The following is a 22186-nucleotide window of genomic DNA, read 5'->3' on the forward strand; positions in this document are numbered from 1 at the left end:
AATGAGCGCTATATGTTGGGCTGGGACGAAAAGGGATGCTGGTTTGCGAAAACGGCTTTCGATGAAAATTAATATGCTCTTGGAGCGTCACTTCCCCGAGCGCAGGCTATTCCTGCGCTCTGATGCTGACACGCGCTTTATCCGCTTGCGTCCTGTGACGCAGATGGTTGGGTTTGCGGGTGCTGCCGCGATTGTTGCTTGGGCGATTATTGCGACCTCTATCCTTTTGATGGACAGCATTGGTTCTGGGAACTTCCGCGACCAAGCGAAGCGCGATCAAAATGCCTATGAGAGGCGTTTGAATGAGCTTTCCGCAGAACGCGATTCTCGTGCAGCCGAAGCTTTGGCCGCGCAAGAACGCTTTAATGCGGCGCTTAGTCAGATCTCTATAATGCAATCCGAACTCCTGAATTCCGAAACGCGTCGTCGCGAATTGGAAACCGGGATTGAGGTGATCCAAACAACCCTGCGCAAAACGATGAAAGATCGTGAAGCAGCGCGCGATAAGGTAGCCGAACTATCTGAAGGTGGTGCGACCTCAACTGGGACGAGTGCGACTGACGATGCAGCGGTTAATTTCTTGACCACAGCACTCGAAGCGACCGCCCAAGAACGAGATCAGGTTGTGGCTGACGCCCAAGACGCACTGGTCCAAGCAGATGAAATGAAGGCCGAAATCGAAGAGATGGCCGACAAGAACGACCAGATCTTCCGTCAACTCGAAGAAGCGATGACAGTTTCAGTCAAGCCACTGGACAAAATGTTCAAAGCCGCGGGCATGAACACAGATCGCATTCTAAACGAAGTGCGCAAAGGGTATTCCGGCCAAGGTGGTCCTTTGATGCCTCTGAGCTTCTCGACACGTGGCAATGCTGAAACGGCAGACACGAACCGTGCGAACGACATCCTGAAAGATATGGATCGTTTGAACCTTTACCGGATCGCTGCGCAAAAAGCGCCCTTCGCGAACCCGGTCAAATCCTCCTTCCGCTTCACATCCGGCTTTGGCTATCGCTGGGGTCGCATGCACAAAGGCACTGACTTTGCTGCGCCACATGGCACACCGATCTATTCCACCGCAGACGGCGTCGTCACACATGCAGGCTGGCTGTCTGGCTATGGTAAGCTGATCAAGATTCAACACCAATTCGGAATCGAAACCCGCTACGCGCATTTGTCAAAATTTCGCGTGAAGGTTGGACAAAGGGTCTCGCGTGGACAACGTATTGGTGATATGGGCAATACAGGACGCTCTACCGGCACGCATTTACACTACGAAGTTCGCGTCGGCGGGAAAGCCGTCAATCCGATGATATTCATTAAGGCTGCAAACGATGTTTTCTAAAAGCAAAATCAATGAACCCGGCCCTAAGGCAGACGGTTCAACACCAAGCACTCCGGACGCGCCTGCATCGTCAGCCGCCCCTGCGGTTCCACCGCGCTCTACGGATTTCAAAGCGTCTGCACCAAAGGCCAAGCCGCCTGCGTCCACGCTGTCCGCTGATCTGCACATCACTGGAAACCTAAAGACAACCGGCGACATTCAGGTCGAAGGCACTGTTGAGGGCGACATCCGTGCGCACCTGCTGACAATCGGGGAAACCGCGACGATCAAAGGCGAAGTCATTGCTGATGACGTTGTCGTCAACGGTCGCATCGTTGGCCGTGTACGTGGCTTGAAAGTGCGTCTGACTTCGACTGCACGTGTTGAGGGTGACATCATCCACAAGACAATCGCGATCGAAAGCGGTGCGCATTTTGAAGGCTCTGTGCAGCGTCAGGACGATCCGCTCAACACCAAAGGTGCGAGCAAAATTCCAACAGGCAGCACTGCGCCGAAAACCGAGTGATTTTTTCACTCGACAAGAACTCGGAAAAGGGTCGCGTTTTGCGGCCCTTTTTCATGTTCGCCCTTCAAGACATGAGCTTATCATGAACGGCAAATACGACGCCTTTTTCGCAAATACGCCCGCAACGCCGCTCGTTGAAAACCCGTTGGATCGTCTTGGCTGGTCGAGTTTCTTCGCCCAACAGACCGACGCTGACGCGCTTCTTGCGACCCCCCCTGTTCGTGTCACATCCGTGCATCGCAGCGGGTTGCAGGTCCAAGGAGCTGATATCAATGCAATCCTTCCACCGCGCAAAGACGCAACTGTTGGCGATTGGTTCCTCTACGAAGCAGAAAACGTTCCTGAGAGCCATTTGCTTGAACGCAAAAGCCTGATCAAGCGCCGCTCGCCCGGTAAAGACCGCTTTGAGCAACTTATCGCCGCTAACATAGACACAGCGTTCATCGTCACCTCATGTAACGCCGACTTCAACATCGCGCGGCTTGAGCGCTACGTCGCGCTTGCCTTTGATGCTGATGTGACGCCTGTGATTTTGCTGACCAAGCCTGATCTGTGTGACGACACGCAGCCCTACAAAACCGAGGCGCAAAGCATCTCTGATTTTGTCGCCGTCGAGGTGATAAACGCAACGTCCGATAGCGTGGCAAAGCAGTTGGCAACTTGGTGCAAAATGGGCCAAACCGTCGCATTCCTTGGCTCTTCTGGTGTTGGCAAATCTACGCTCGCCAACGCGCTGGCAGGCAATGAGAACATCGAAACTGGTGCGATCCGCGAGATTGACAGCAAAGGGCGTCACACAACCACGCGGCGCGAATTGCACTTTGTCGGCACAGGCTGCGCCGTGCTCGACACCCCGGGCATGCGCGAGTTGCAATTGACCGATGCGGCGGCGGGTGTCAGCGATCTATTCGCGGATCTCCAAACGCTGGAAAACCAATGCAAATTTCGCGATTGCGCTCATGATAGCGAGCCAAATTGCGCGATCAAAGCTGCGCTCAAACGCGGCGAGATTGATCAAGCCCGCGTAACGCGTTGGCGCCGCCTTGTGGCCGAGGATACATTCAATACGTTGTCCCTGTCCGAGCGCAAACACAAAGAAAAAGACCTGAGCAAGATCATCAAGTCATTGGATTTAAAGAATAGAAATGAACGCCCTAAATAGCGCGTCACCCTTCTAGGTCAGCTCCCCAATAAAGAAAATCGAGCCATGTTTGGTGCAATTCCTTTTGCACCCGCGCCAATTTGCGTCCAACCTTGTCCAGCTCATGCGGGCTCGGGGCACGCGGTTTGCGCAGCAGCTTCATCCCCGCTTCACGTGGTGTTTTGTTGGCCTTGCGCAGATTGCACGACTGGCACGCAGCGACGATGTTCTCGAACGTCGCTGGCCCTTTGCGAGAGCGCGGTAAAACGTGGTCAAACGTCAGATCTTTGGCGGCTTTTTTCGTCCCGCAATACTGACAGCAAAACCCGTCGCGCAGGAACAGGTTGTAGCGCGTAAAGGCTGCATTCTTGCGTTTATGATATTGGCGCAGACAGACAACAGCGGGCACTTCAAACGCTTGAGACGCGCTGCGCACTGTCAATTCTTCGTATGTTTTCAGCTGGATAACGCGATCTTGTAAAACGGCGGTCATCGCTTCCTGCCAAGACCACGTAGACAAAGGCATCCAGCTCAGCGGCTGCATATCCGCATTCAAAACCAACGTGCGATGCGTGTTAAGCTGATGCACATGTGGGTCAATTTCAATCAAGTCAGTGTTCATGCGGCCCGCCTCGTGTGAGGTCGATACCGCAAGCAGCTATGGCTGCCTTTAAACGATACTTTTTTGAAGCTTTAATCCCCCGAGGATCGCAGTAACGAAGCAGGACTAGCCCTGCCCCTTCTGCGACCCACTATATCTAGGGAAAGTGTCCTGACAAGCCGTAGAATTACGGCCTGTCTGAGCACGGCTTCAGAGGTTCAATTTGTCCCGCATAAACGCCAATGCAACGGACAGGCCATCAGGGGCAATTCCATGCGCAGTACCTTTCATGATATGCGCAAAGACCTCTTCAAAGCCCGCCTTTTGCAACGCATCCGCCGCATCAGGAAGCGATTGCACAGGCACCACATCATCCGCATCGCCGTGCACCAGCAAAATTGGCGGGCGCACCACCACTTCATCCGCAAGCGACTCGGGCGAAAGCAAACGTCCAGAAAAGCCAACCACGCCAGCAATCGCATCTTCACGGCGCGGTGCGACATGCAAGCTCATCATCGTGCCTTGGGAAAAGCCAAAAAGAACGACCTGTTCAGGCAGAACATCTTCATCCACCATAAGTGCATCAAGAAACGCGTTGAGGTCTTCAACGGCGGAATTCATGCCACGCTCGGCTTCTTCTTCTGATGAGTTGTCGATCCAAGGGATTGGGAACCACTGATAACCCATCGGCGAGCCAGCGCAGTCTTCGGGCGCATCCGGAGCGATAAAAAGAGTGTCAGGCAAGTGTTCACCAAGCGGATCCGCCAGCCCCAACAAGTCAGCGCCATTCGCGCCGTAACCATGAAGGAACACCACAACCGAGCGCGTCTCGCCCGAAATCGGCTCGCGCCGCTCTGCATTCAAAACTCGTGTCATCGGATCCCTTCCCGTGATTTTACAACGCGGTAGTAGGCCCAAAGGACGCGCGCTGCAACCGAACGCCACGGCGACCAGTCCGCCGCGATGATTTTCATCTGTTTTTCTTTGGGACGCTCTTCTAGGTCGAGAAGCACCCGCGCCGCTTCTTGCAGCGCAAGATCACCATGCGCAAACACATCCGCGCGCCCGAGGCTAAACATCGCGTAAATCTCGGCCGTCCATTGGCCAATCCCGGTGACCTGTGTGAGCGTTTTGATAACAGCATCCGAAGGCATCTCGCGCAAAGCATCATAGTCGATCCGCGCCTCAGCCAAAGCGCGTGCATAACGCATCTTTTGCTGGCTCAACCCTGCGGCGCGCAAATCCTCATCGCTCGCGCGCGCAATGGTGTCCTCAGAGGTCAGATCAAGCGCAACCATCCGCGCCCAAATCGCATTCGCAGAGGCGACAGAAACTTGCTGTCCGATGATCGCATTAAGCAGTTGATCGAACCCTTCGGGCTTGAGCCGCAAGGGCAAAGGTCCAGTTTGCGCCATCGCCGCCGCAAAGCGCGCATCATAGCCTGCCAGCCATTCCGCCCCTTCCAAAACACATGTATCGCCAAGAATTACCCGTTCATCCAAAGGATTTCCCCCATTCAACAGCCTGTTCAATACTCGACACGCTTGGAGCGTCAGGCCGTTCTGGTCGTTTGATCATGCCAACCTTGAGTTTCAATGCGCGCGCGGCCTCTAGCTTGGAAAAACTCGCTGCGCCACCTGCGTTTTTCACAATAAGCCAATCGACTTTTAGTTTATCGAAAAGCGCTATCTCATCCTCAACCGAGAACGGAGGTCGTCCGATTAAGAACTCGCCGTTCGCAAATGGAAACGGCCCATCAGGCGGATCTATCTGGCGACAAATCAGCCGACACTTCGATAAATCAGCAAAGCGATGCAGTGTTTTGCGCCCTGTCGCGAGGAACACAGTCGCGCCTGCGCTGATATACTGTGCGGCGGCACTTTCATCCTCAAGCTCGGTCCAATCATCTTGCGCATTTGGCGTCCAAGGAGGACGTGCAAATATGCAATAGGGCAGCATTAGATCAGCGCAAATACGCGCGCTTCGTTCAGAGATTTCTGAAGCAAAAGGATGTGTAACATCGAGCACTGCAGAGATTTTCGCCTCCGCGAGATAGCGCCTAAAACCTTCTTCACCGCCAAATCCACCAATGCGCAAAGGCACTATTTGGTCTTTGGGGTTACGAGTCTCACCTGCCAGAGAGGCAATCAGATCAATGCCTTGGCTATGTAATTCAGCCGCAATACGCCGCCCTTCACCCGTTCCTGAAAGAATGAGTAGCGTCATGCGCGCGCCAAGACCTCGCCTTTGCGATCAATCACCACAACATCTGCGGCAACGCTTTCCGGCAACATCGCGCGTATCGTGACTAGCGCGTTTTGAGCGACCCACTTCGCCATTGGCGCACCAACGGTCTCATAAGCTTGCAAGGCTGTGTTCATCTCGGCCACGTCAGGCCGGTCTAGCACCTCGGCCAGACCCGCGAGATCCACCTGAGAGCGCCCCGAATGCAAATCGCGCGCGCCTTGGGCGAGTTTGGTCATCTTGCCGATCCCGCCCCCAATCGTGATCCGTGGCACAGGATGTTTGGCGAGATATTTCAACAAACCACCGACAAAATCCCCCATATCGAGCATCGCATGATCCGGCAGAGCAAACATGCCCTGCACAACTTTTTCGCTCGTCGCCCCTGTGCAACCTGCCACGTGGGGCAGACCTTCGGCGCAAGCCACATCAATTCCGCGATGGATCGACGCAATCCAAGCCGCACAACTAAAGGGGCGTACGATGCCAGTGGTGCCAAGGATCGACAGACCGCCAATAATCCCAAGGCGTGGATTCCATGTTTTGAGCGCAAGTTCAGCACCATTTGGCACACTCAACGTGATCTCAATATCAGGGCTTTCCCCCAAACGCCCAGCGGTGTCGCGCACAACCGTTTGCATCATTTCTCGTGGCACTGGATTGATCGCAGGTTCACCCACCGCAATGGGCAAGCCCGGGCGCGTGACCTTCCCGATGCCAACACCGCCTTTAAAAACCACGCCGCCACTAGCGCGCGTAACACGCGCCTCGATAAGCGCTTGGTGCGTTACATCAGGATCATCGCCCGCATCTTTGATGATAGCGGCGTAGGCCCAGCCGTCACCTATCTCGCTTCGCTCAATCTCAAACACAGGCGTTTCACCGCGCGGCAATGTAATTTGAACCGAACGCGGCACACGGCCCTCCCACAAGCCACCAAGCGCTGCTTGCACCGCAGCCGTCGCGCAAGCACCTGTGGTCCAGCCACGGCGTAACTCTGTGTCAGGCTTTCTATTCATCGAACGGACTATAGGCGCGCATTTAAGTGCCGCCAATTCCTCATTGCATGTCGCTTGCCCACTTTCGCAAGTTTTCTGCAAAGGCCATAAGGGGGTATGAGCGACTCATTTACCTCCCTGCCCGTTTTGCCGGGCAACGATTGGCCTGATTTCCAACCCGGCTGGGTTTGGCTTGCAGGCGCTGGTCCCGGTGATCCCGGCCTTTTGACGTTGCATGCACTCAACGCGCTGCGCCAGGCAGATGTGGTGGTCTATGATGCCCTCGTGCAGGACGCGATCCTCGCATGGGCGCCGCAGGCAGAGCATATTTACGCAGGCAAACGCGGCGGCAAACCATCCGCCAAACAGCGCGATATTTCACTGCATCTGGTTGAACTTGCACGTGCAGGGAAACGCGTTTTGCGGCTAAAAGGCGGAGATCCGTTTGTATTCGGGCGTGGTGGCGAAGAAGGCCAGACACTTGTGCAGCATGGTATTCCCATCCGCATTATTCCTGGCATCAGCGCTGGTATTGGCGGTCTCGCCTATGCGGGCATCCCAGTGACGCACCGCGATGTAAACCAATCAGTGACCTTTGTAACGGGCCATGATCAGACAGGCGACACGCCTTCGTCTTTGAACTGGCAAGCGATTGCAGATGGGGCGCAGGTTCTTGTGATCTACATGGGGATGAAACATGTGGACCGCATTGCGAAGGCGCTGCTTGACGCAGGTCGCGACCCTGATGAGCCTGCGGCGGTTGTTACGTCTGCGACCACACCGGATCAACATGTGTTGGAAACAACGCTTGGGACGATGGCGGTAGATATTGCGAATGCGGGACTGAAACCTCCTTCAATCCTGTGCATTGGTCGCTCCGTTCTGATGCGCCAAACGTTGGATTGGCAAGCAATTGCGCAGGGACTTGAGCCACGTAATGTGGACCCATTGGGACGAGGCAGACCCGCAGAAGCATCATGAAAGCTAGCTCAGGTTTTATTATTGCCGCACCCTCTTCCGGCTCTGGAAAAACAACGGTTACACTTGGATTATTGCGCGCCTTCAAACGCCGCGGCATCAACATTCGTGGTGCAAAATCAGGACCCGATTACATTGATCCGCGCTTTCATGAAGCCGCATCCGGGGCACCCTGTTTCAATATGGACGCTTGGGCGATGTCGCCAGAGCGTATCCAGTCGCTCGCCTCAACTGATGCCCCACTGATTATCGAAGGTGCAATGGGACTGTTTGACGGTGCACCGCCCGACGGGCGTGGATCTGTTGCAGACCTGGCTCGATTGTTAAACCTGCCAGTCGTGCTGGTGATCGATACGGCGCGCATGGCGCAATCAGTGGCACCGATTGTCTCTGGATTTGCGCACCACGATCCTGATGTGCGTATTGCTGGTGTAATTCTGAATAAGGTCGGTAGTGTGCGTCATGAACGGATGCTCAGGCGCGCATTAGACCCTTTGGGCATTCCTGTTCTTGGAGCCATACATCGAAGCTCACAGATCGAAACGCCAACGCGTCATTTAGGGCTGGTGCAAGCACAAGAGCGCGAAGACTTAGAGAGTTTTATTGAGCAAGCCGCTGATATATCAGAGCAAAGTGTTGATCTAGAAACCCTCGCAAATCTCGCAGCGCCCTTTGAGCGCGCCGATTTTTCTAGCAAAATCGCCCCCCCCGCGCAGCGGATCGCTATAGCATCAGATCGTGCCTTCGCTTTCGCATACCCGCACCTCTTGCAAGATTGGCGCAGCGCCGGGGCAGAGATTTCACCGTTCTCACCGCTGTCAAATGATCCAATCCCTGATGCTGATTTCGTTTTTCTACCCGGTGGTTATCCTGAGTTATACGCTGCGCAACTCGCGAGCGCTGATACGTTCATGAACACTTTGTGCACCCATGCCAAAACCAAACCCGTTTACGGCGAATGCGGCGGCTACATGGTGTTGGGCGCAGGTCTCATTGATGCGCAAGGCACACGTCATAAAATGGCGGGATTGCTGCAGCTCGAAACATCTTTTGCCCAGCGTAAACTTCATCTTGGCTATCGAAGACTAAACGCAGACCAAGGTGTTTTCGCAGGCAAATGGAACGCGCATGAGTTTCATTATGCCACAACGCAGCACGCGCAGGGCACGCCGTTGTTCAAAGCACACGATGCAGAAGAAACACCCCTGCCCGATATGGGACTGATCAACGGACATGTCAGCGGTTCATTTGCACATATTATAGATTGTGCATGAGTCCCTTGTTAAGACCGCGACACGGCTCTAAAGCTTGCACATGAGCCAAGCTATTTCTTCCCCCCGCCGCACCGTCATTGTCCTTATTTTGGCGCAAGCTACCCTTGGTGCGCAGATGCCAATGCTCTTTATCATCGCAGGGCTTGCGGGGCAGTCCATGGCGTCAAACATCTGTTTTGCGACAATGCCCATTTCGATGATCATCATCGGCTCCATGTGCGCAGCAACTCCGATTTCTTCGATCATGCAACGATACGGGCGGCGCTCGGGCTTCTGGATCGGCACAACAGGCGGCGCGCTTGGCGGTTTGATTGGCGCAATTGCACTCTATTACTCTAACTTCCCGCTCTTCTTGTTCGCGAGCTTCTGCACCGGCTTTTACATGAGCGCGCAAGGCTTTTATCGCTTCGCCGCCGCAGACACCGCCGATGAAGCTTTCCGACCCAAAGCGATTTCTTACGTTATGGCGGGCGGCCTCGCGGCGGCAATCATCGGGCCACAAATGGTCAAAGCCACAAACGGCATCGTGGAATCGGGCGATGCAAACGTCTCCGCATTCATGGGCGCTTATATCTTTGTGTTTTTGCTGAATGTCGTCGGCTCGCTGATCTTTTTGTTCATTAACATCCCTGCCCCGGCAGCCCCTGATGAAAATGCGCCTGCCGCACGCTCGCGCATTGAATTGCTGAAAACGCCGCGTATTGCAGTGGCGATGATCTGCGGAATGGTCTCTTACGCGTTGATGAACCTTGTGATGACCTCGACCCCTTTGGCCGTTGTGGGCTGCGGGTATACGACGAACAATGCAGCCGATATCGTCTCCGGCCACGTGCTCGCCATGTTTATCCCGTCCTTCTTTACTGGTCATTTGATCGCGCGCTTTGGCGTGGAAAAGATCGTGGGGGCCGGACTTGTGATCCTTGCCGCCGCTGGCGTTGTTGCTTTGAACGATGTGGAGCTTGAAAACTTTTTTGTCGCGCTCATCTTGCTCGGCATTGGTTGGAACTTTGGCTTTATCGGTGCAACAGCGATGCTGACATCGGCCCATGGCCCGCGGGATCGTGGGCGCGTTCAGGGTATGAACGATTTGTTCGTCTTTGGCGGTGTGACGATGGCCTCACTCGCTTCTGGTGGCTTGATGAACTGCTCTGGCGGCAATCCCGTGCAAGGCTGGACGGCCGTTAACCTCGCGATGATCCCGTTCCTACTGCTAGCAGGATCGGCGCTTATCTGGTTGGTGATGCGTCCGAAAGATCCGCTACCAGCGACCTAACAACGCCGCTTTGGACAGCCTGAAAGACCCTTGAAAGGCCCCCACGCCAAGGCGCCCATCAGCAACGGCATAAGGATCAGATGCCGCCTGCTTCAAAATCGGCTCTGCATGTGCAAGTGAAATACAGGCTGCTTTGGCAAGTTTATCACGCTCGGCGCGCGCGCGTTTAAATCGCGCTAAGCCACCTTTTGCGAGTTCGACAATTGCTTCTGCACGACCATCAAGCAATGGCACGCGCTTTGCTTCTTCAAGTGCGGGGATCGCTTGGAAAAATCCGGCCAACCCTGCGGCATAGCCCGCATCATTCGCACTCTGACTATCGCAACAACCAAGCGCGTCACACGCCGCAAAAAGCAGCCCGCCTGATGTGCGTTCCAGATATGTGGTGAAGGCGGGTTCATCCTCGAACGGGTCTTTGTAAATGTCCCACCTGCGGGCCGCGATAAGCGCATCTAGCGCTTCGGCCCCTGCTTTACTGAGCACCTTCGCAAGCGGTGTTGCAACCTCATGGCGGCGCACATCGCCGCCATCAATGATTTCTTCCATCACATCACGCCACCATTGCAGACGCATCTCCGCAATCATCGGCTCCTGCGTTACCCAAGGCGCTCGCGTGATTTCAACGTTAGCAGCGTAGATCGGGAAAAGCATCGCCCGCGCGCTTGCAGGCGCTGCCATAGCCGCGCGAAAGCGAGGGGGGTCGCCCCGCTCCACGATTGCAGCACATGCGTGCCAGTCTGGTATCTTGCTCACTTGAAAGTCTCTTTGATCAAACCTTCGGTCGCGGCTGCATCTACTACGCTCAGATGGGACTCACCATCAATAATGTGGTAGCTGCCTTTGTCGGTCACTGCGCTCATTAACTCTTCGTATTTATCTGCAAAAAATGCCTCATCCTCACTGCCTGCGATCAACGTGAATTTGGGCAGCGCGGCGATATCCGTGAGATAGTCCATGCGCGGAGCAAAGCCAGTGTTTAGACGGTAGGAATAGGCCAAAGTAGCGAGGTGGCCATATTTCCCCTCGCGCGCAGCTTTGGGCATATTGAACTGGATGATCTCCAAATGATTGAGCGCTGTGATACCAAAGGTGTTGAGCATAGAGAGCCCAATGATGCGGCGCGTCATTGCATGGGCCCAACCGCCAGAGTTGGTGCGCGTTGTTGGCGCGTTGTGCTTCAAGAACGGGGCAAGCAGAACGGCATGATCCATCAGCGCGCCATGTTCGCCACCCGCAAAGCGTACAACCAGCCCGCCACCGGAGGAGTGACCGGCAAGGATCACTTGTTGATCCGGCAGTGCTTCGGCCTTTATCAACGCTGCGAGATCATCCTCCATCTGTCCGATGTAGTCCACATCGCCGCGACGCTCAGGGCTTTCTCCGTGTCCACGTAAATCGGGTGCGATTACATAAGCATCGCTCGATAAGGAGTTGGCAATGTTGTTAAATTGCAGACCGCCCCAGCCAGACCCGTGCACCATGATCAACAATGGTTTGGTGGCGTCCTGCGTGCCATAACGGCGTACCGGCATGTCCCAACCAGTCTCTGTGGCAATACCAACTTGCTCGGGCACATTGTCGAATCCGCGCGCAACGGTGCTCTCAAAACTAAGGCCATTTGACTCTTCGCTTTGCGTAAAGCGTTTAGGGCGATCCGATACGATCAGGCCGAGAGCAATCAGGGCGGTAATCACAAGGCTTACCGCAGTAAAAGTCATAATTTTCATAAGCATGTTAGTCGTCTTTCACGTAAAAAATGTCATGAACAGAACAGTCCAGAGCGTGAGCTATTTGCAAAGCAAGCAGCGTTGAGGGAGTGAACACACGGTTTTCAATCGTGTTGATAGATTTGCGCGACACACCAACGGCCTCTGCCAATGAGGCTTGGGTAAAGCCCTTGTCAGTGCGGTGCGCTTTGAGGGTGTTGTGCAACTCAGCCATGGCTCAGGATCGCAAATTCAGGATGCAATAGGCCAGCATTGGGGCAGCACCCGCTGCCGTACCCATAGCGGCGATAGATGTGGTTGGCTCGATCCAGCCAAGCGCCATAAAAATGCCAAACAGCGGATAAAGCGCGATAGAAAACCAGTAGGAAAACTTCACCGCTTGGCCCCACTCGACCCAGAACAATTCATCATGAGCCATGCCTGCAACACGCGGCCCCGCAGAGATAGCCGAAAGCCACATCACTAAACCAGCCGCAAAACCGGACGCTCCGGGCAACCAAGGAGAGAACGGGCGCGGTGAGTTACCCAGCAAAGCCAGCGCGCTGTAAGAGGCACAGACCAGTCCAGCGAGGCCGAACACGACTATACGAATTTTTGAAAGAGTTTCAGTGTTCATCCCTTATCCTTCCGCCAGCTTAAAGCCGGCAATGCCGATCACAATCAGCGCAGCACTGGCCAAGCGCATCGGGCTTGCGGCTTCGCCAAAGGCGTAAATGCCAACAGCGAAAGAGCCGACCGCGCCGATGCCGACCCAAACAGGATAGGCCGTGCCAAGCGGCAGCAATTTCATTGCATAGGCGAGCAGCCAAAAACTGACAAAGGCAGCAACCGCAACAATCACGCTATAAAGCGGCTTGGTGAAACCATCAGAGGCTTTGAGCGCAGTGGCCCATACAACTTCTAGACAGCCAGAAATTGCGAGAACGATCCAAGGCATATATAAACACTCCATGTAACCTGTGAGTTACATGGGTAGCTAAGGTTACATGTAACGTCAAGGTTACTTATGCACTTTCTCCGAAGTATCTCGGATAAGCTTCCATTGGATCGCATCCAAGAGCGCTTCAAAACTCGCGTCCACAATGTTGGGCGATGCCCCAACCGTGCTCCAACGATTGCCTTTGGAATCAGCGCTATCAATGATCACACGTGTCACCGCTTCGGTGCCGCCTTGGGTGATGCGCACCTTGAAATCTACGAGACGCATATCGTCGATCATCTCTTGATATTGCCCTAAATCTTTAGCCAACGCCTTGGACAAAGCATTCACAGGCCCCCGATCAGAGCCTGTGTCATCCATAGATTCGCTGACAGAGAGCTTCTTTTCGCCGTCCACTTTCAGCACGACGACCGCCTCCGAGAGCGAGATCATCTTGTCGTACTTATTCTTGCGCCGCTCGACCGTGACTTTGTAGCGCTTCACTTCGAAAAATGTTGGCAACTGCCCCAAAGCTTTGCGCGCGAGCAACTCAAAACTGGCTTGTGCCGTATCATAAGAATAGCCCTGCGCTTCGCGTTCTTTAATTTCGTCGAGCAAGAAACCAAGAGCGGGATCACCCTTTTTCACACTCAGCCCTGCATCAGAAAGACGCTTGCGCAGGTTCGATTGCCCTGCTTGATTGGACATCGGGATAACCCGTTCGTTGCCGACGATATGTGGCTCGATATGTTCATAGGTGCTTGGGTTTTTCAGGATTGCGCTCGCGTGCAGACCCGCTTTATGGGCAAAAGCGGACGAGCCAACAAATGGTGCTTGGCGCAGCGGTACACGGTTTAGAATATCGTCCAAAGTACGCGAAATATGCGTAAGCGTTTGCAGGTTTTCAATCGTCACGCCTGTTTCAAATTTGCTCGCATAAGGCTCTTTTAGCAAAAGGATCGGGATCAGCGTGGTCAGGTTGGCGTTGCCGCAACGCTCGCCCAGACCATTCAATGTTCCTTGGATTTGACGCGCACCGGCGTCTATCGCCGCGAGCGAACAGGCAACCGCATTCGCCGTGTCGTCATGGGTATGGATTGCTACGTTTTCACCGCTGATGCCAGAAGCGATGACCGCTTTGGTGATCTCGTGGATTTCGTTTGGTAAAGTGCCACCGTTGGTATCGCACAAAACAACCCACCGCGCGCCCGCTTCCATCGCAGCGTGCAAAGTTTCGAGCGAATAATCGGGATCGGCTTTGTAGCCGTCAAAGAAGTGTTCCGCGTCAAACAGCGCTTCGCGATCTTGGCCAGTGATGTGCGAAAAAGAGGCCGCAATATTGGCAGTGTTTTCCGCTTTGGTAATGCCGAGCGCGTCCGAGACATGAAAGGCGCTGGATTTGCCGACAAGACAGACCGCGCTTGTGTTGGCGTTCATCACTTGCGCGAGAACATCGTCGTTCTCAGCGGACCTACCAGTCCTTTTCGTCATCCCGAAAGCGGTCATTTTGGCGCGTGTTTTGGGCGCATTCTCAAAAAATTCACTGTCGGTCGGGTTCGCACCCGGCCAGCCGCCCTCAATATAGTCGAGGCCGAGTTGGTCGAGCATTTCAGCGATCTGAATTTTTTCGGTAGTGGAGAACTGCACCCCTTGGGTTTGTTGCCCGTCGCGCAAAGTGGTGTCGTAGAGGTAGAGACGTTCCATCTATGCCTCCCCCCGCTTGATGCTGTGCAATCTGTCTGCGTCAAAAGCGCTCGTTGGCTTCAACTCGACTGTGTCCTTGCCCATTTGGACTTCCAAACCAGCATCCCGCGCATCGCTTCGCAGACGGTCCACTTCGCTAAAATCACCACTCAGTTTTGCAGCATTGCGCGCAGAGCGCAGCCAGCTTTCGACGTCCATAATCTTTTCATGATCAAGACCTCCGCCAAAGCTTGGCGCGACCCAATCGTCCATTTCATCGCTGAGCAGGCCCAAAAGTTGCGCAGAACGTTTCAACACAGCTGGATCACCATTGCGCGCGATATCGTGCAACGCTTGGATTGCCTTGTGGGTGTTAAGATCATCAGCCAGAGCTTCAATCACATCTGCATTCGGAGCGTCCGCCGCAGTCACGCCTTCGATTTTGGCGTGCCAGCCACGCAGTGTGCGTTCTGCCTCGGCCCGTTTGGTTTCGGTCCAATCCATCGGCTTGCGGTAATGCGTGCTGAGCATCACAAAGCGAATAACCTCACCCGGAACACCTTGGTCCAACAAATCGCGCACCGTGAAGAAGTTGCCAAGCGACTTGGACATCTTCTTGCCCTCGACCTGCAACATCTCGTTGTGTATCCAAATGTTCGCGAACTCGTGGCCAACGCATTTGCTCTGGGCGATCTCGTTCTCATGATGCGGGAACATCAGGTCGTTGCCGCCGCCGTGAATGTCAAAACTCTCGCCCAACAATTCGTGCGCCATGGCGGAGCATTCGATATGCCAGCCCGGACGCCCCTTGCCCCAGGGGCTGTCCCAGCCGGGGGTGTCAGCGTCAGAGGGTTTCCACAGGACGAAATCCATCGGATTACGCTTATAGGGTGCCACTTCGACGCGCGAGCCTGCGATCATGTCGTCAATGCTGCGACCGGAAAATTTACCGTAATCGGCATAACTTTCGACCGCGAACAGAACATGGCCCTTCGCCTCATAAGCGAAACCTTTTTCAATAAGATCCGCGCTCATATCAACCATTGGCTGAATATATTCCGTCGCACGCGGCATATGCGTGGGATGCATCGCGCCGACAGCATCCATGTCGTCCAGATACAGACCAATCGTGCCATCCGTTATCTCACGGATCGACTGCCCCGTCTGTGCCGCACGCGCGTTGATCTTGTCATCCACATCCGTGAAATTGCGCACGTAAGTGACCTTATCCTCACCGTAAACATGGCGCAGAAGGCGGAACAGAGTATCGAAAATGATCACGGGTCGCGCGTTGCCCAGATGGGCGCGATCATAGACCGTAGGGCCACAGACATACATCGACACTTCACCAGATTTAATTGGCTCCAAGACCTCTTTTTGACGGGTCTGAGTGTTTTGCAGTGTGATCTGTGTCATGTCACAAGTCCTTATAGCGCGCGCAAATGGTGCGGCGGACTTAGCAACTCAGATCAATGAAAGAAATGTGAAACCTGCCCGCCTAACGAAGTTAGTGGGAAATACAGCAGATAATTGTGATGATCTGTACGTGGTTCATTGCAATTGCATAGCGACAGAAATCGCATCCGTCCAGAGGATTGACGAATCCTGCATGCCTTGGCCAAGTGGCGCATCGCGTTTTAGGAGATCGCCATGCCTGTTCTGTCCCCCACATTGACCAACCTGATTGAAGGCGGATCTGACGGCTGGGAAGTCTTCATGCGCGCGCGCAAAATGATCGCAAACGGGACGCCTGTGACAGAGTTGACGATTGGCGAGCACGACATTCGCACGGATCCAAGTATTTTGGCAGCGATGGATGTCTCCGCGCGCGGTGGTCATACGGGATACGCAACGGTCCCTGGCATTGCAGAATTGCGTGCCGAAGTGGCCGCGCGGGTGCAAACGCGCACAGGCGTTCCAACCGAGCCCGAGAATGTAATGATCACACCGGGGGGGCAATCCGCGCTGTTTGCGAGCCACCTTGCCGCCTGCCCGTTTGGCCAAAAAGCGCTCTACCTTGATCCATATTACGCCACCTACCCCGGCACCCTGCGCGGGGTTGGTGCTGTCGCGGTGCCTATTCAAACGCGTGCTGAGGATGGCTTTCAACCCGATGCGCGCGAGATTGACGCTCATGCGGACGGTGCCGCGAGCCTACTGATCAACTCGCCTAACAACCCGACGGGGGTGATTTACACGCGTGAAACCCTCGAAGGCATCGCCGATGTGTGCAAGCGTCATGACCTTTGGCTGATCTCTGACGAAGTTTATGACACACAGGTTTGGGAGGGCGCGCACCTCTCACCGCGCGCCCTGCCTGATATGGCTGAACGCACGCTGGTGATCGGCTCTATGTCGAAAAGCCATGCGATGACGGGAAGTCGCATTGGATGGATTGTTGGTCCGAAAGACGCGATTGCCCATATCGCCAATCTTGCCACACATACGACCTACGGCGTTGCAGGATTTGTTCAAGACGCCGCACTCTTTGCCTTGCGTGAAGGACCTGAGTTTGAAGCAAAGATCGCCGCCCCGTTCGAGCGTCGCCGCGCGTTAACTGTTGATATCCTAAAAGGGCAAAATCACGTCAAGCTGATCCCGGCGGATGGCGCGATGTATGTAATGCTCAATATCCGCGCGACAGGGCTAAGCGGTGAAGACTTCGCCAATCAGTTGCTCGACACCCATCATATCGCTGTCATGCCCGGTGAGAGTTTCGGCAAAGCAGCAGCAGGTCACATCCGTGTGGCGATGACGATTGATGATGAACGCTACGCAGAGGCTTTGCGGACTTTATGCGAGTACGTCGCGAGCCTTTGTGAATAGGCATTTATACGTTAGGCTCTGTGCATTCTAACTTGGAAAGCCCTTTATCATGATACGTATCTTCGCGATTTTCGCTTTTTTAATCTGCGCCACGACAGCTTTGGCGCAATCCTATCCTGAGTATAACTCAACCACTGTGAACGATTACGCGGGTCTTCTTGATGACGCTTCAGAAGCACGCTTAGTCGCGCAACTCGAAGAATTGAAAAAAGACACTGGCGTTGAGATGACGGTTCTGACCCTCTCGCGCCAAGACATGTTCGCACCGGATCAAACGATTGAGCAATTCGCCACAGGTTTGTTCAATGAATGGGGCATTGGCAACAAGACCAGCAACGATGGCGTTTTGGTTTTGGTAATGCACACGGACCGTATAATGCGGATCGAACTTGGTGGTTCTTACGGACGTGACTGGGATCGCACTACTGCTAAAGTTATAGACCGCTCTTTTTTGCCCGCGTTTGGTGAAGACCGTTATCAAGACGGTATCGAGGCTGGGGTCACAGATACAATTGAAGCCATTGTTACTCCCTTCCTTGCAGGAGAAGAAGCGCCAAGTGGCGGTGAAGGCGACAATTGGATTTTCGCAATTGTTGCGGCTGTCTTTGCTGGGATCGGCGCGCTTATTTTTAAAGACAAATTCGTGAAGCTGAGGAAATGCCCCGAATGCGGCACGCGTCACTTGAACCGCTCGCGTCATATCAAAAACAGTGCCACCAAGACCTCGACAGGCAATGGCGATATGATCACGGAATGCTCCAATTGTTCCTATCGCTCTGTGGTGCCTTACACGATCAGCCGTGTGAGTTCGTCCAAGTCGAGCTCCAGCTTCGGTGGCGGCTCTTCTGGCGGCGGTGGCGCAAGTGGCAAATGGTAGGGTCTGAAAACGACCTTTCGTCGTATTTGGCGTAGCAAGCGCTGAAATTTCGCTCTCAACTCGGTTTAAAGCCGTTGGGAGAACACGTTTGGTTAACTCACTTTGGAAACTCACACTGACACGCGTCACGATTGGCGCGCGACGTGGACGTGCTGCACGCGGACGTCCCTGAAGGAAGCTTTTTACCCTTCCCTTCAGTTCGTTTCGAAAGTCAAATACAATGAATGATCAATCCCCATCCCGACGCTCCGGTGGCCGCTCTGCCCGCCGCGAAGCCCGATCCACCAAGCTCGCCGATCACCTACGCCCTATTCGCGCAGGTATGGAGGGCGGCAAATACAAACCTCTCAGCGACATCGACGTCGAGAAAATTCACCAAGCCGCGCTGACAGCTTTGGAGACCATCGGCCTTGCAGACGCTCCGCCCTCAGGTGTTGAGATTCTGACTGGCGCTGGTGCAATCTTGGGCGATGACGGACGTATCCGTTTCCCGCGCGCTTTGGTTGAAGATTCTTTGGCAAAAGCCAATCGCGAGGTGACGCTGTTCAGCCGCGACGGGAAAAATGATCTCGATCTAACAGGACAGCGGGTCCATTACGGAACCGCAGGGGCAGCAGTTCATTTGGTGAACGTCGAGGGCAATGAATACCGCGAAAGCACGCTTCAGGATCTGCATGACGCCGCACGCATTTGCGATGTCTTGGACAATATCAATTTTGTTCAACGACCCATGGTTGCGCGCGACATTCTCGACACCATGGAAGGCGAGCTAAATGCGATTTATGCCTGCACCAGTGGCACGACAAAACATGTCGGTATTTCGTTTTCAGAGGCGAGCATCGTACCGCATGCCGTCGAAATGCTGCATCAAATCGCGGGTGGCAAAGACAAATGGTTAGAGCGTCCATTTATGTCCAATTCCAACTGCTTTGTTGTTCCTCCGATGAAATTCGCGACTGAGTCTTGCGAGGTTATGGAGGCCTGCATCGCAGGTGGCATTCCTGTATTGCTTTTGTCCGCGGGCATGGCAGGCGCGACGGCGCCGTCCACCATTGCAGGCGCAATCACCCAAGCCTGTGCGGAATGCCTTGCAGGCCTGGTGTATGTGAACGCGATTGCGCCGGGGCATCCGGCGATCTTCGGTACTTGGCCTTTCGGTCTGGATTTGCGCACGGGCGCGATGACTGTTGGCTCCGGTGAGCAAGCGCTTTTATCCGCAGGCTGCGCGCAGATGCATGCATTTTACGGCGTTCCAGGTGGTGCGGCTGGTGGCGCGACCGATTCAAAAATGCCGGACATGCAGGCGGGATGGGAGCAGATGTGTTCCAACGTGATGGGCGGTCTTGCGGGTCTCAACATGGTTTACGAGGCGGCGGGAATGCATTCTTCACTGCTCGGGTTTTGCCATGAGAGCCTGATCCTGAGCGACGATCTGATCGGCCAAGCGATGCGCTGTGTGCGGGGGATTGAAGTGAGTGATGAAACTCTTGCGCTCGATCAAATGGCGCAAGTCTGTATGGGCGGGCCCGGACATTATCTGGGGACCGAACAAACGCTCGGACGGATGCAGGCGGATCACGTCTATCCAAGCCATGGGGATCGCACCTCGCCCAAGGAATGGGTCGAGCTTGGCAAACCTGTTTTGATCGAAAAAGCGAAGGCCAAAAAGGAAGAGATATTGGCCACCCGTTCTGCTGCGAGATTCGATGCCGATTTGGATCGCGAAATTCGCGAGCGTTTCAAAATCCATCTTCCTGTATAATCGCCTCCGGCAAGGATGTTTTTAAAATGAAGAAGCAGAGTTCCGCGCTCTATTAAGGGTGCGGCGCTATTTCACTGGCCTTTTGAGCAGCGTGCCTATAACGGGGGCGCAACTCAGTTAAAGGCAGACACCAATGGACCTTCGCAATATTGCGATCATCGCACACGTTGACCACGGCAAAACGACGCTGGTGGACGAACTACTTAAGCAATCTGGCGCGTTTCGCGAGAACCAAGCCGTGGCCGAGCGCGCCATGGACAATGACGCAATCGAGCGCGAGCGCGGAATCACTATTTTTGCCAAGCCCACTTCGGTCGAGTGGAAAAATACACGTATCAACATCGTTGACACGCCCGGTCACGCGGATTTCGGCGGCGAAGTTGAGCGTATCCTGTCGATGGTTGACGGCGTTGTGCTCCTTGTTGATGCGGCTGAAGGCCCGATGCCACAGACAAAATTTGTGACGTCCAAAGCATTGGCTTTGGGGCTACGTCCAATCGTCGTTTTGAACAAAGTGGACAAAGGCGACGCAGAGCCTGATCGTGCTTTGAATGAATGTTTCGATCTCTTCGCGTCTTTGGATGCGAATGATGATCAGCTTGATTTCCCGCATATGTATGCCTCTGGTCGTAATGGCTGGGCTGACAATGAATTGGATGGTCCGCGCAAAGATTTGACAGCGTTGTTCGATCTGATCGTGAACCACGTCCCGCGCCCGACACAAATATCGCGTCAGGACGAAGATTTCCGTATGTTGGCCACCACACTTGGTGCAGACGCCTTTGTCGGTCGTTTGCTGACGGGTCGCGTTGAAAGCGGCAAGTTGAAAGTGGGCGCAACGGTTCAAGCGCTTAGCCGCATCGGCCAAAAGATCGAACAGTTTCGCGTCACACGTATCCAAGCCTTCCGCGGCCTTGCACAGCAAGACGTAGAAGAAGCGATCTCAGGCGATATCGTGTCCATTGCAGGCATGTCCAAAGCGACAGTTGCAGACACGATCTGTGCGTTGGCTGTTGATACCGCCCTGCCCGCGCAGCCAATCGATCCGCCCACCATTACAGTAACTTTCGGCATCAACGACAGCCCATTGGCTGGCCGCGATGGTAAGAAAGTTCAATCGCGCGTTATTCGAGATCGTTTGCACAAAGAAGCCGAAAGCAACGTTGCGATTAAAATCGCTGACACACCTGGTGGCGATGCTTTTGAGGTTTCTGGTCGCGGCGAACTTCAGATGGGTGTTTTGATTGAAAACATGCGTCGCGAAGGTTTCGAACTTTCGATCTCGCGCCCGCAGGTCATCATGAAAGAAGGCCCCAACGGCGAGCGTATGGAGCCTGTCGAAGAAGCTACAATCGACGTGGATGACGAATATTCAGGCGTTGTGATTGAAAAGCTGACGGGCGCTCGCAAAGGCGATATCGTTGAAATGCGCCCTGCTGGTGCTGGCAAAACCCGCATCATTCTGCATGTCCCCTCACGTGGCTTGATCGGCTATCACGGTGAATTCCTGACCGACACACGCGGTACTGGCGTGCTGAACCGTGTTTTCCATGGCTGGACCCCGCACAAAGGATCGATCCCAGGTCGTCGTGCTGGCGTTCTGTTGTCTATGGACAATGGTCAATCCGTGGCTTTCGCGCTTTGGAACCTAGAAGATCGTGGTAAAATGTTCATCGGCGCTCAGGCTGACGTATACACAGGCATGATCATTGGTGAGCACAGCCGTGAGAACGATCTGGAAGTGAACCCGCTGAAGGGTAAGAAACTGACGAACGTTCGCGCCTCGGGTACAGACGAAGCGGTGCGTTTGACGACGCCTGTGACGCTCAGCCTTGAAGAAGCGATTGCTTATATCAACGATGATGAGTTGGTAGAAGTGACGCCCAACGCTATTCGTTTGCGCAAGCGTTACCTTGACCCACATGAGCGTAAGCGCCAATCACGCGCGAGCTAAAACGCTCGCCTTATTGATTATACCGCTGCTACCCCAAAACCCGAATTTTTTCATGGGTTATGACGCGGAAATTGTCTGA

The 22186-nt window shown here is 54.4% G+C and carries 22 protein-coding genes; 10 read left to right on the plus strand and 12 right to left on the minus strand.

The window, feature by feature from the left end; genetic code table 11:
- The first annotated feature begins 43 nt into the window (after positions 1 to 43).
- The 3 genes from PFRI_RS06765 (at position 44) to rsgA (ending at position 3012) form a co-directional block, all read left to right on the plus strand.
- Positions 44 to 1345, plus strand: a complete 1302-nt coding sequence (locus PFRI_RS06765) for a M23 family metallopeptidase (protein WP_175549236.1) — start codon at positions 44 to 46, stop codon at positions 1343 to 1345.
- The gene (locus PFRI_RS06770; RefSeq protein ID WP_072629944.1) at positions 1335 to 1850 is read left to right on the plus strand and encodes a bactofilin family protein; all 516 of its coding nucleotides are present in this window, start codon (positions 1335 to 1337) and stop codon (positions 1848 to 1850) included. The genes PFRI_RS06765 and PFRI_RS06770 overlap by 11 nt, the downstream gene beginning before the upstream one ends.
- An 82-nt stretch (positions 1851 to 1932) precedes the next feature.
- Positions 1933 to 3012 (plus strand): ribosome small subunit-dependent GTPase A, encoded by a 1080-nt coding sequence (gene rsgA / locus PFRI_RS06775; RefSeq protein ID WP_072629945.1) that lies wholly within the window; start codon positions 1933 to 1935, stop codon positions 3010 to 3012.
- Between the two features lie 4 nt (positions 3013 to 3016).
- Here rsgA and PFRI_RS06780 read toward each other — a convergent pair whose 3' ends face one another.
- The 5 genes from PFRI_RS06780 to PFRI_RS06800 all read right to left on the minus strand — a co-directional run bounded on the left by PFRI_RS06780 (position 3017) and on the right by PFRI_RS06800 (position 6855).
- Positions 3017 to 3613, minus strand: coding sequence for an HNH endonuclease (locus tag PFRI_RS06780; protein WP_072629946.1), 597 nt, complete (start codon positions 3611 to 3613; stop codon positions 3017 to 3019).
- Positions 3614 to 3802: 189 nt separating this feature from the next.
- Positions 3803 to 4468, minus strand: coding sequence for an alpha/beta hydrolase (locus PFRI_RS06785; protein ID WP_072629947.1), 666 nt, complete (start codon positions 4466 to 4468; stop codon positions 3803 to 3805).
- Complete coding sequence (locus tag PFRI_RS06790; RefSeq protein WP_072629948.1) at positions 4465 to 5094, minus strand: DNA-3-methyladenine glycosylase family protein; 630 nt, start codon at positions 5092 to 5094, stop codon at positions 4465 to 4467. The genes PFRI_RS06785 and PFRI_RS06790 overlap by 4 nt, the downstream gene beginning before the upstream one ends.
- The gene (locus PFRI_RS06795; protein ID WP_072629949.1) at positions 5087 to 5818 is read right to left on the minus strand and encodes a cobalt-precorrin-6A reductase; all 732 of its coding nucleotides are present in this window, start codon (positions 5816 to 5818) and stop codon (positions 5087 to 5089) included. Before PFRI_RS06795 ends, PFRI_RS06790 begins: the two co-directional genes overlap by 8 nt.
- The gene (locus PFRI_RS06800; RefSeq protein ID WP_072629950.1) at positions 5815 to 6855 is read right to left on the minus strand and encodes a cobalt-precorrin-5B (C(1))-methyltransferase; all 1041 of its coding nucleotides are present in this window, start codon (positions 6853 to 6855) and stop codon (positions 5815 to 5817) included. The genes PFRI_RS06795 and PFRI_RS06800 overlap by 4 nt, the downstream gene beginning before the upstream one ends.
- 96 nt (positions 6856 to 6951) lie before the next feature.
- Here PFRI_RS06800 and cobA point away from each other — a divergent pair, with 96 nt between their 5' ends.
- Genes cobA through PFRI_RS06815 form a run of 3 tightly spaced genes read left to right on the plus strand, consistent with a single transcriptional unit; the run spans position 6952 to position 10359 of the window.
- Positions 6952 to 7815: a uroporphyrinogen-III C-methyltransferase gene (cobA, locus tag PFRI_RS06805; protein ID WP_072629951.1), complete on the plus strand. Its 864-nt coding sequence runs from the start codon at positions 6952 to 6954 to the stop codon at positions 7813 to 7815.
- Positions 7812 to 9086: a cobyrinic acid a,c-diamide synthase CobB gene (locus PFRI_RS06810; RefSeq protein ID WP_072629952.1), complete on the plus strand. Its 1275-nt coding sequence runs from the start codon at positions 7812 to 7814 to the stop codon at positions 9084 to 9086. The genes cobA and PFRI_RS06810 overlap by 4 nt, the downstream gene beginning before the upstream one ends.
- Positions 9087 to 9126: 40 nt before the next feature.
- A complete protein-coding gene (locus tag PFRI_RS06815) occupies positions 9127 to 10359 on the plus strand; it encodes an MFS transporter (protein ID WP_072629953.1) in 1233 nt (410 codons plus the stop codon).
- Here PFRI_RS06815 and PFRI_RS06820 read toward each other — a convergent pair.
- From PFRI_RS06820 to cysS, 7 genes are all read right to left on the minus strand, one after another.
- Complete coding sequence (locus PFRI_RS06820) at positions 10345 to 11112, minus strand: squalene/phytoene synthase family protein (protein WP_072629954.1); 768 nt, start codon at positions 11110 to 11112, stop codon at positions 10345 to 10347. The two genes, PFRI_RS06815 and PFRI_RS06820, sit on opposite strands and share 15 nt — an antisense overlap.
- Positions 11109 to 12092: an alpha/beta hydrolase gene (locus PFRI_RS06825; RefSeq protein WP_072629955.1), complete on the minus strand. Its 984-nt coding sequence runs from the start codon at positions 12090 to 12092 to the stop codon at positions 11109 to 11111. Before PFRI_RS06825 ends, PFRI_RS06820 begins: the two co-directional genes overlap by 4 nt.
- A 1-nt stretch (position 12093) precedes the next feature.
- Positions 12094 to 12300 (minus strand): helix-turn-helix transcriptional regulator, encoded by a 207-nt coding sequence (locus tag PFRI_RS06830; RefSeq protein WP_072629956.1) that lies wholly within the window; start codon positions 12298 to 12300, stop codon positions 12094 to 12096.
- 3 nt (positions 12301 to 12303) lie between these two features.
- Positions 12304 to 12702 carry a hypothetical protein gene (locus PFRI_RS06835; RefSeq protein ID WP_072629957.1) on the minus strand — a complete coding sequence of 133 codons (399 nt, stop codon included), beginning with the start codon at positions 12700 to 12702 and terminating at the stop codon, positions 12304 to 12306.
- A gap of 3 nt (positions 12703 to 12705) precedes the next feature.
- Entirely contained in the window at positions 12706 to 13023 is a 318-nt protein-coding gene (locus PFRI_RS06840; protein ID WP_072629958.1) for a DMT family transporter, read from the minus strand.
- Positions 13024 to 13086: 63 nt separating this feature from the next.
- Positions 13087 to 14709 (minus strand): citramalate synthase, encoded by a 1623-nt coding sequence (gene cimA, locus PFRI_RS06845; protein WP_072629959.1) that lies wholly within the window; start codon positions 14707 to 14709, stop codon positions 13087 to 13089.
- The gene (gene cysS, locus PFRI_RS06850; protein ID WP_175549237.1) at positions 14710 to 16104 is read right to left on the minus strand and encodes a cysteine--tRNA ligase; all 1395 of its coding nucleotides are present in this window, start codon (positions 16102 to 16104) and stop codon (positions 14710 to 14712) included. It lies immediately after the preceding gene.
- Positions 16105 to 16338: 234 nt separating this feature from the next.
- Here cysS and PFRI_RS06855 point away from each other — a divergent pair, with 234 nt between their 5' ends.
- From PFRI_RS06855 to typA, 4 genes are all read left to right on the plus strand, one after another.
- Positions 16339 to 17514, plus strand: a complete 1176-nt coding sequence (locus PFRI_RS06855) for a pyridoxal phosphate-dependent aminotransferase (RefSeq protein WP_072629961.1) — start codon at positions 16339 to 16341, stop codon at positions 17512 to 17514.
- 49 nt (positions 17515 to 17563) lie between these two features.
- Positions 17564 to 18391 carry a TPM domain-containing protein gene (locus tag PFRI_RS06860; RefSeq protein ID WP_072629962.1) on the plus strand — a complete coding sequence of 276 codons (828 nt, stop codon included), beginning with the start codon at positions 17564 to 17566 and terminating at the stop codon, positions 18389 to 18391.
- A 220-nt stretch (positions 18392 to 18611) separates the two neighbouring features.
- A complete protein-coding gene (locus PFRI_RS06865; RefSeq protein ID WP_072629963.1) occupies positions 18612 to 20153 on the plus strand; it encodes a trimethylamine methyltransferase family protein in 1542 nt (513 codons plus the stop codon).
- A 133-nt stretch (positions 20154 to 20286) separates the two neighbouring features.
- The gene (gene typA, locus PFRI_RS06870) at positions 20287 to 22107 is read left to right on the plus strand and encodes a translational GTPase TypA (RefSeq protein ID WP_072629964.1); all 1821 of its coding nucleotides are present in this window, start codon (positions 20287 to 20289) and stop codon (positions 22105 to 22107) included.
- The last annotated feature ends 79 nt before the right edge of the window (positions 22108 to 22186 follow it).

This window comes from Planktotalea frisia, assembly GCF_001890925.1.
GTDB lineage: Bacteria > Pseudomonadota > Alphaproteobacteria > Rhodobacterales > Rhodobacteraceae > Planktotalea > Planktotalea frisia.

Bases quoted from the DNA above. Each gene is read 5' to 3' on its own strand.
- cimA (WP_072629959.1), bottom strand. From the start codon at position 14,709: ATGGAACGTCTCTACCTCTACGACACCACTTTGCGCGACGGGCAACAA.
- PFRI_RS06785 (WP_072629947.1), bottom strand. From the start codon at position 4,468: ATGACACGAGTTTTGAATGCAGAGCGGCGCGAGCCGATTTCGGGCGAG.
- cysS (WP_175549237.1), bottom strand. From the start codon at position 16,104: ATGACACAGATCACACTGCAAAACACTCAGACCCGTCAAAAAGAGGTC.
- PFRI_RS06835 (WP_072629957.1), bottom strand. From the start codon at position 12,702: ATGAACACTGAAACTCTTTCAAAAATTCGTATAGTCGTGTTCGGCCTC.
- PFRI_RS06855 (WP_072629961.1), top strand. From the start codon at position 16,339: ATGCCTGTTCTGTCCCCCACATTGACCAACCTGATTGAAGGCGGATCT.
- PFRI_RS06800 (WP_072629950.1), bottom strand. From the start codon at position 6,855: ATGAATAGAAAGCCTGACACAGAGTTACGCCGTGGCTGGACCACAGGT.
- typA (WP_072629964.1), top strand. From the start codon at position 20,287: ATGGACCTTCGCAATATTGCGATCATCGCACACGTTGACCACGGCAAA.
- rsgA (WP_072629945.1), top strand. From the start codon at position 1,933: ATGAACGGCAAATACGACGCCTTTTTCGCAAATACGCCCGCAACGCCG.
- cobA (WP_072629951.1), top strand. From the start codon at position 6,952: ATGAGCGACTCATTTACCTCCCTGCCCGTTTTGCCGGGCAACGATTGG.
- PFRI_RS06830 (WP_072629956.1), bottom strand. From the start codon at position 12,300: ATGGCTGAGTTGCACAACACCCTCAAAGCGCACCGCACTGACAAGGGC.
- PFRI_RS06815 (WP_072629953.1), top strand. From the start codon at position 9,127: ATGAGCCAAGCTATTTCTTCCCCCCGCCGCACCGTCATTGTCCTTATT.
- PFRI_RS06810 (WP_072629952.1), top strand. From the start codon at position 7,812: ATGAAAGCTAGCTCAGGTTTTATTATTGCCGCACCCTCTTCCGGCTCT.
- PFRI_RS06860 (WP_072629962.1), top strand. From the start codon at position 17,564: ATGATACGTATCTTCGCGATTTTCGCTTTTTTAATCTGCGCCACGACA.
- PFRI_RS06865 (WP_072629963.1), top strand. From the start codon at position 18,612: ATGAATGATCAATCCCCATCCCGACGCTCCGGTGGCCGCTCTGCCCGC.
- PFRI_RS06780 (WP_072629946.1), bottom strand. From the start codon at position 3,613: ATGAACACTGACTTGATTGAAATTGACCCACATGTGCATCAGCTTAAC.
- PFRI_RS06795 (WP_072629949.1), bottom strand. From the start codon at position 5,818: ATGACGCTACTCATTCTTTCAGGAACGGGTGAAGGGCGGCGTATTGCG.
- PFRI_RS06770 (WP_072629944.1), top strand. From the start codon at position 1,335: ATGTTTTCTAAAAGCAAAATCAATGAACCCGGCCCTAAGGCAGACGGT.
- PFRI_RS06840 (WP_072629958.1), bottom strand. From the start codon at position 13,023: ATGCCTTGGATCGTTCTCGCAATTTCTGGCTGTCTAGAAGTTGTATGG.
- PFRI_RS06825 (WP_072629955.1), bottom strand. From the start codon at position 12,092: ATGCTTATGAAAATTATGACTTTTACTGCGGTAAGCCTTGTGATTACC.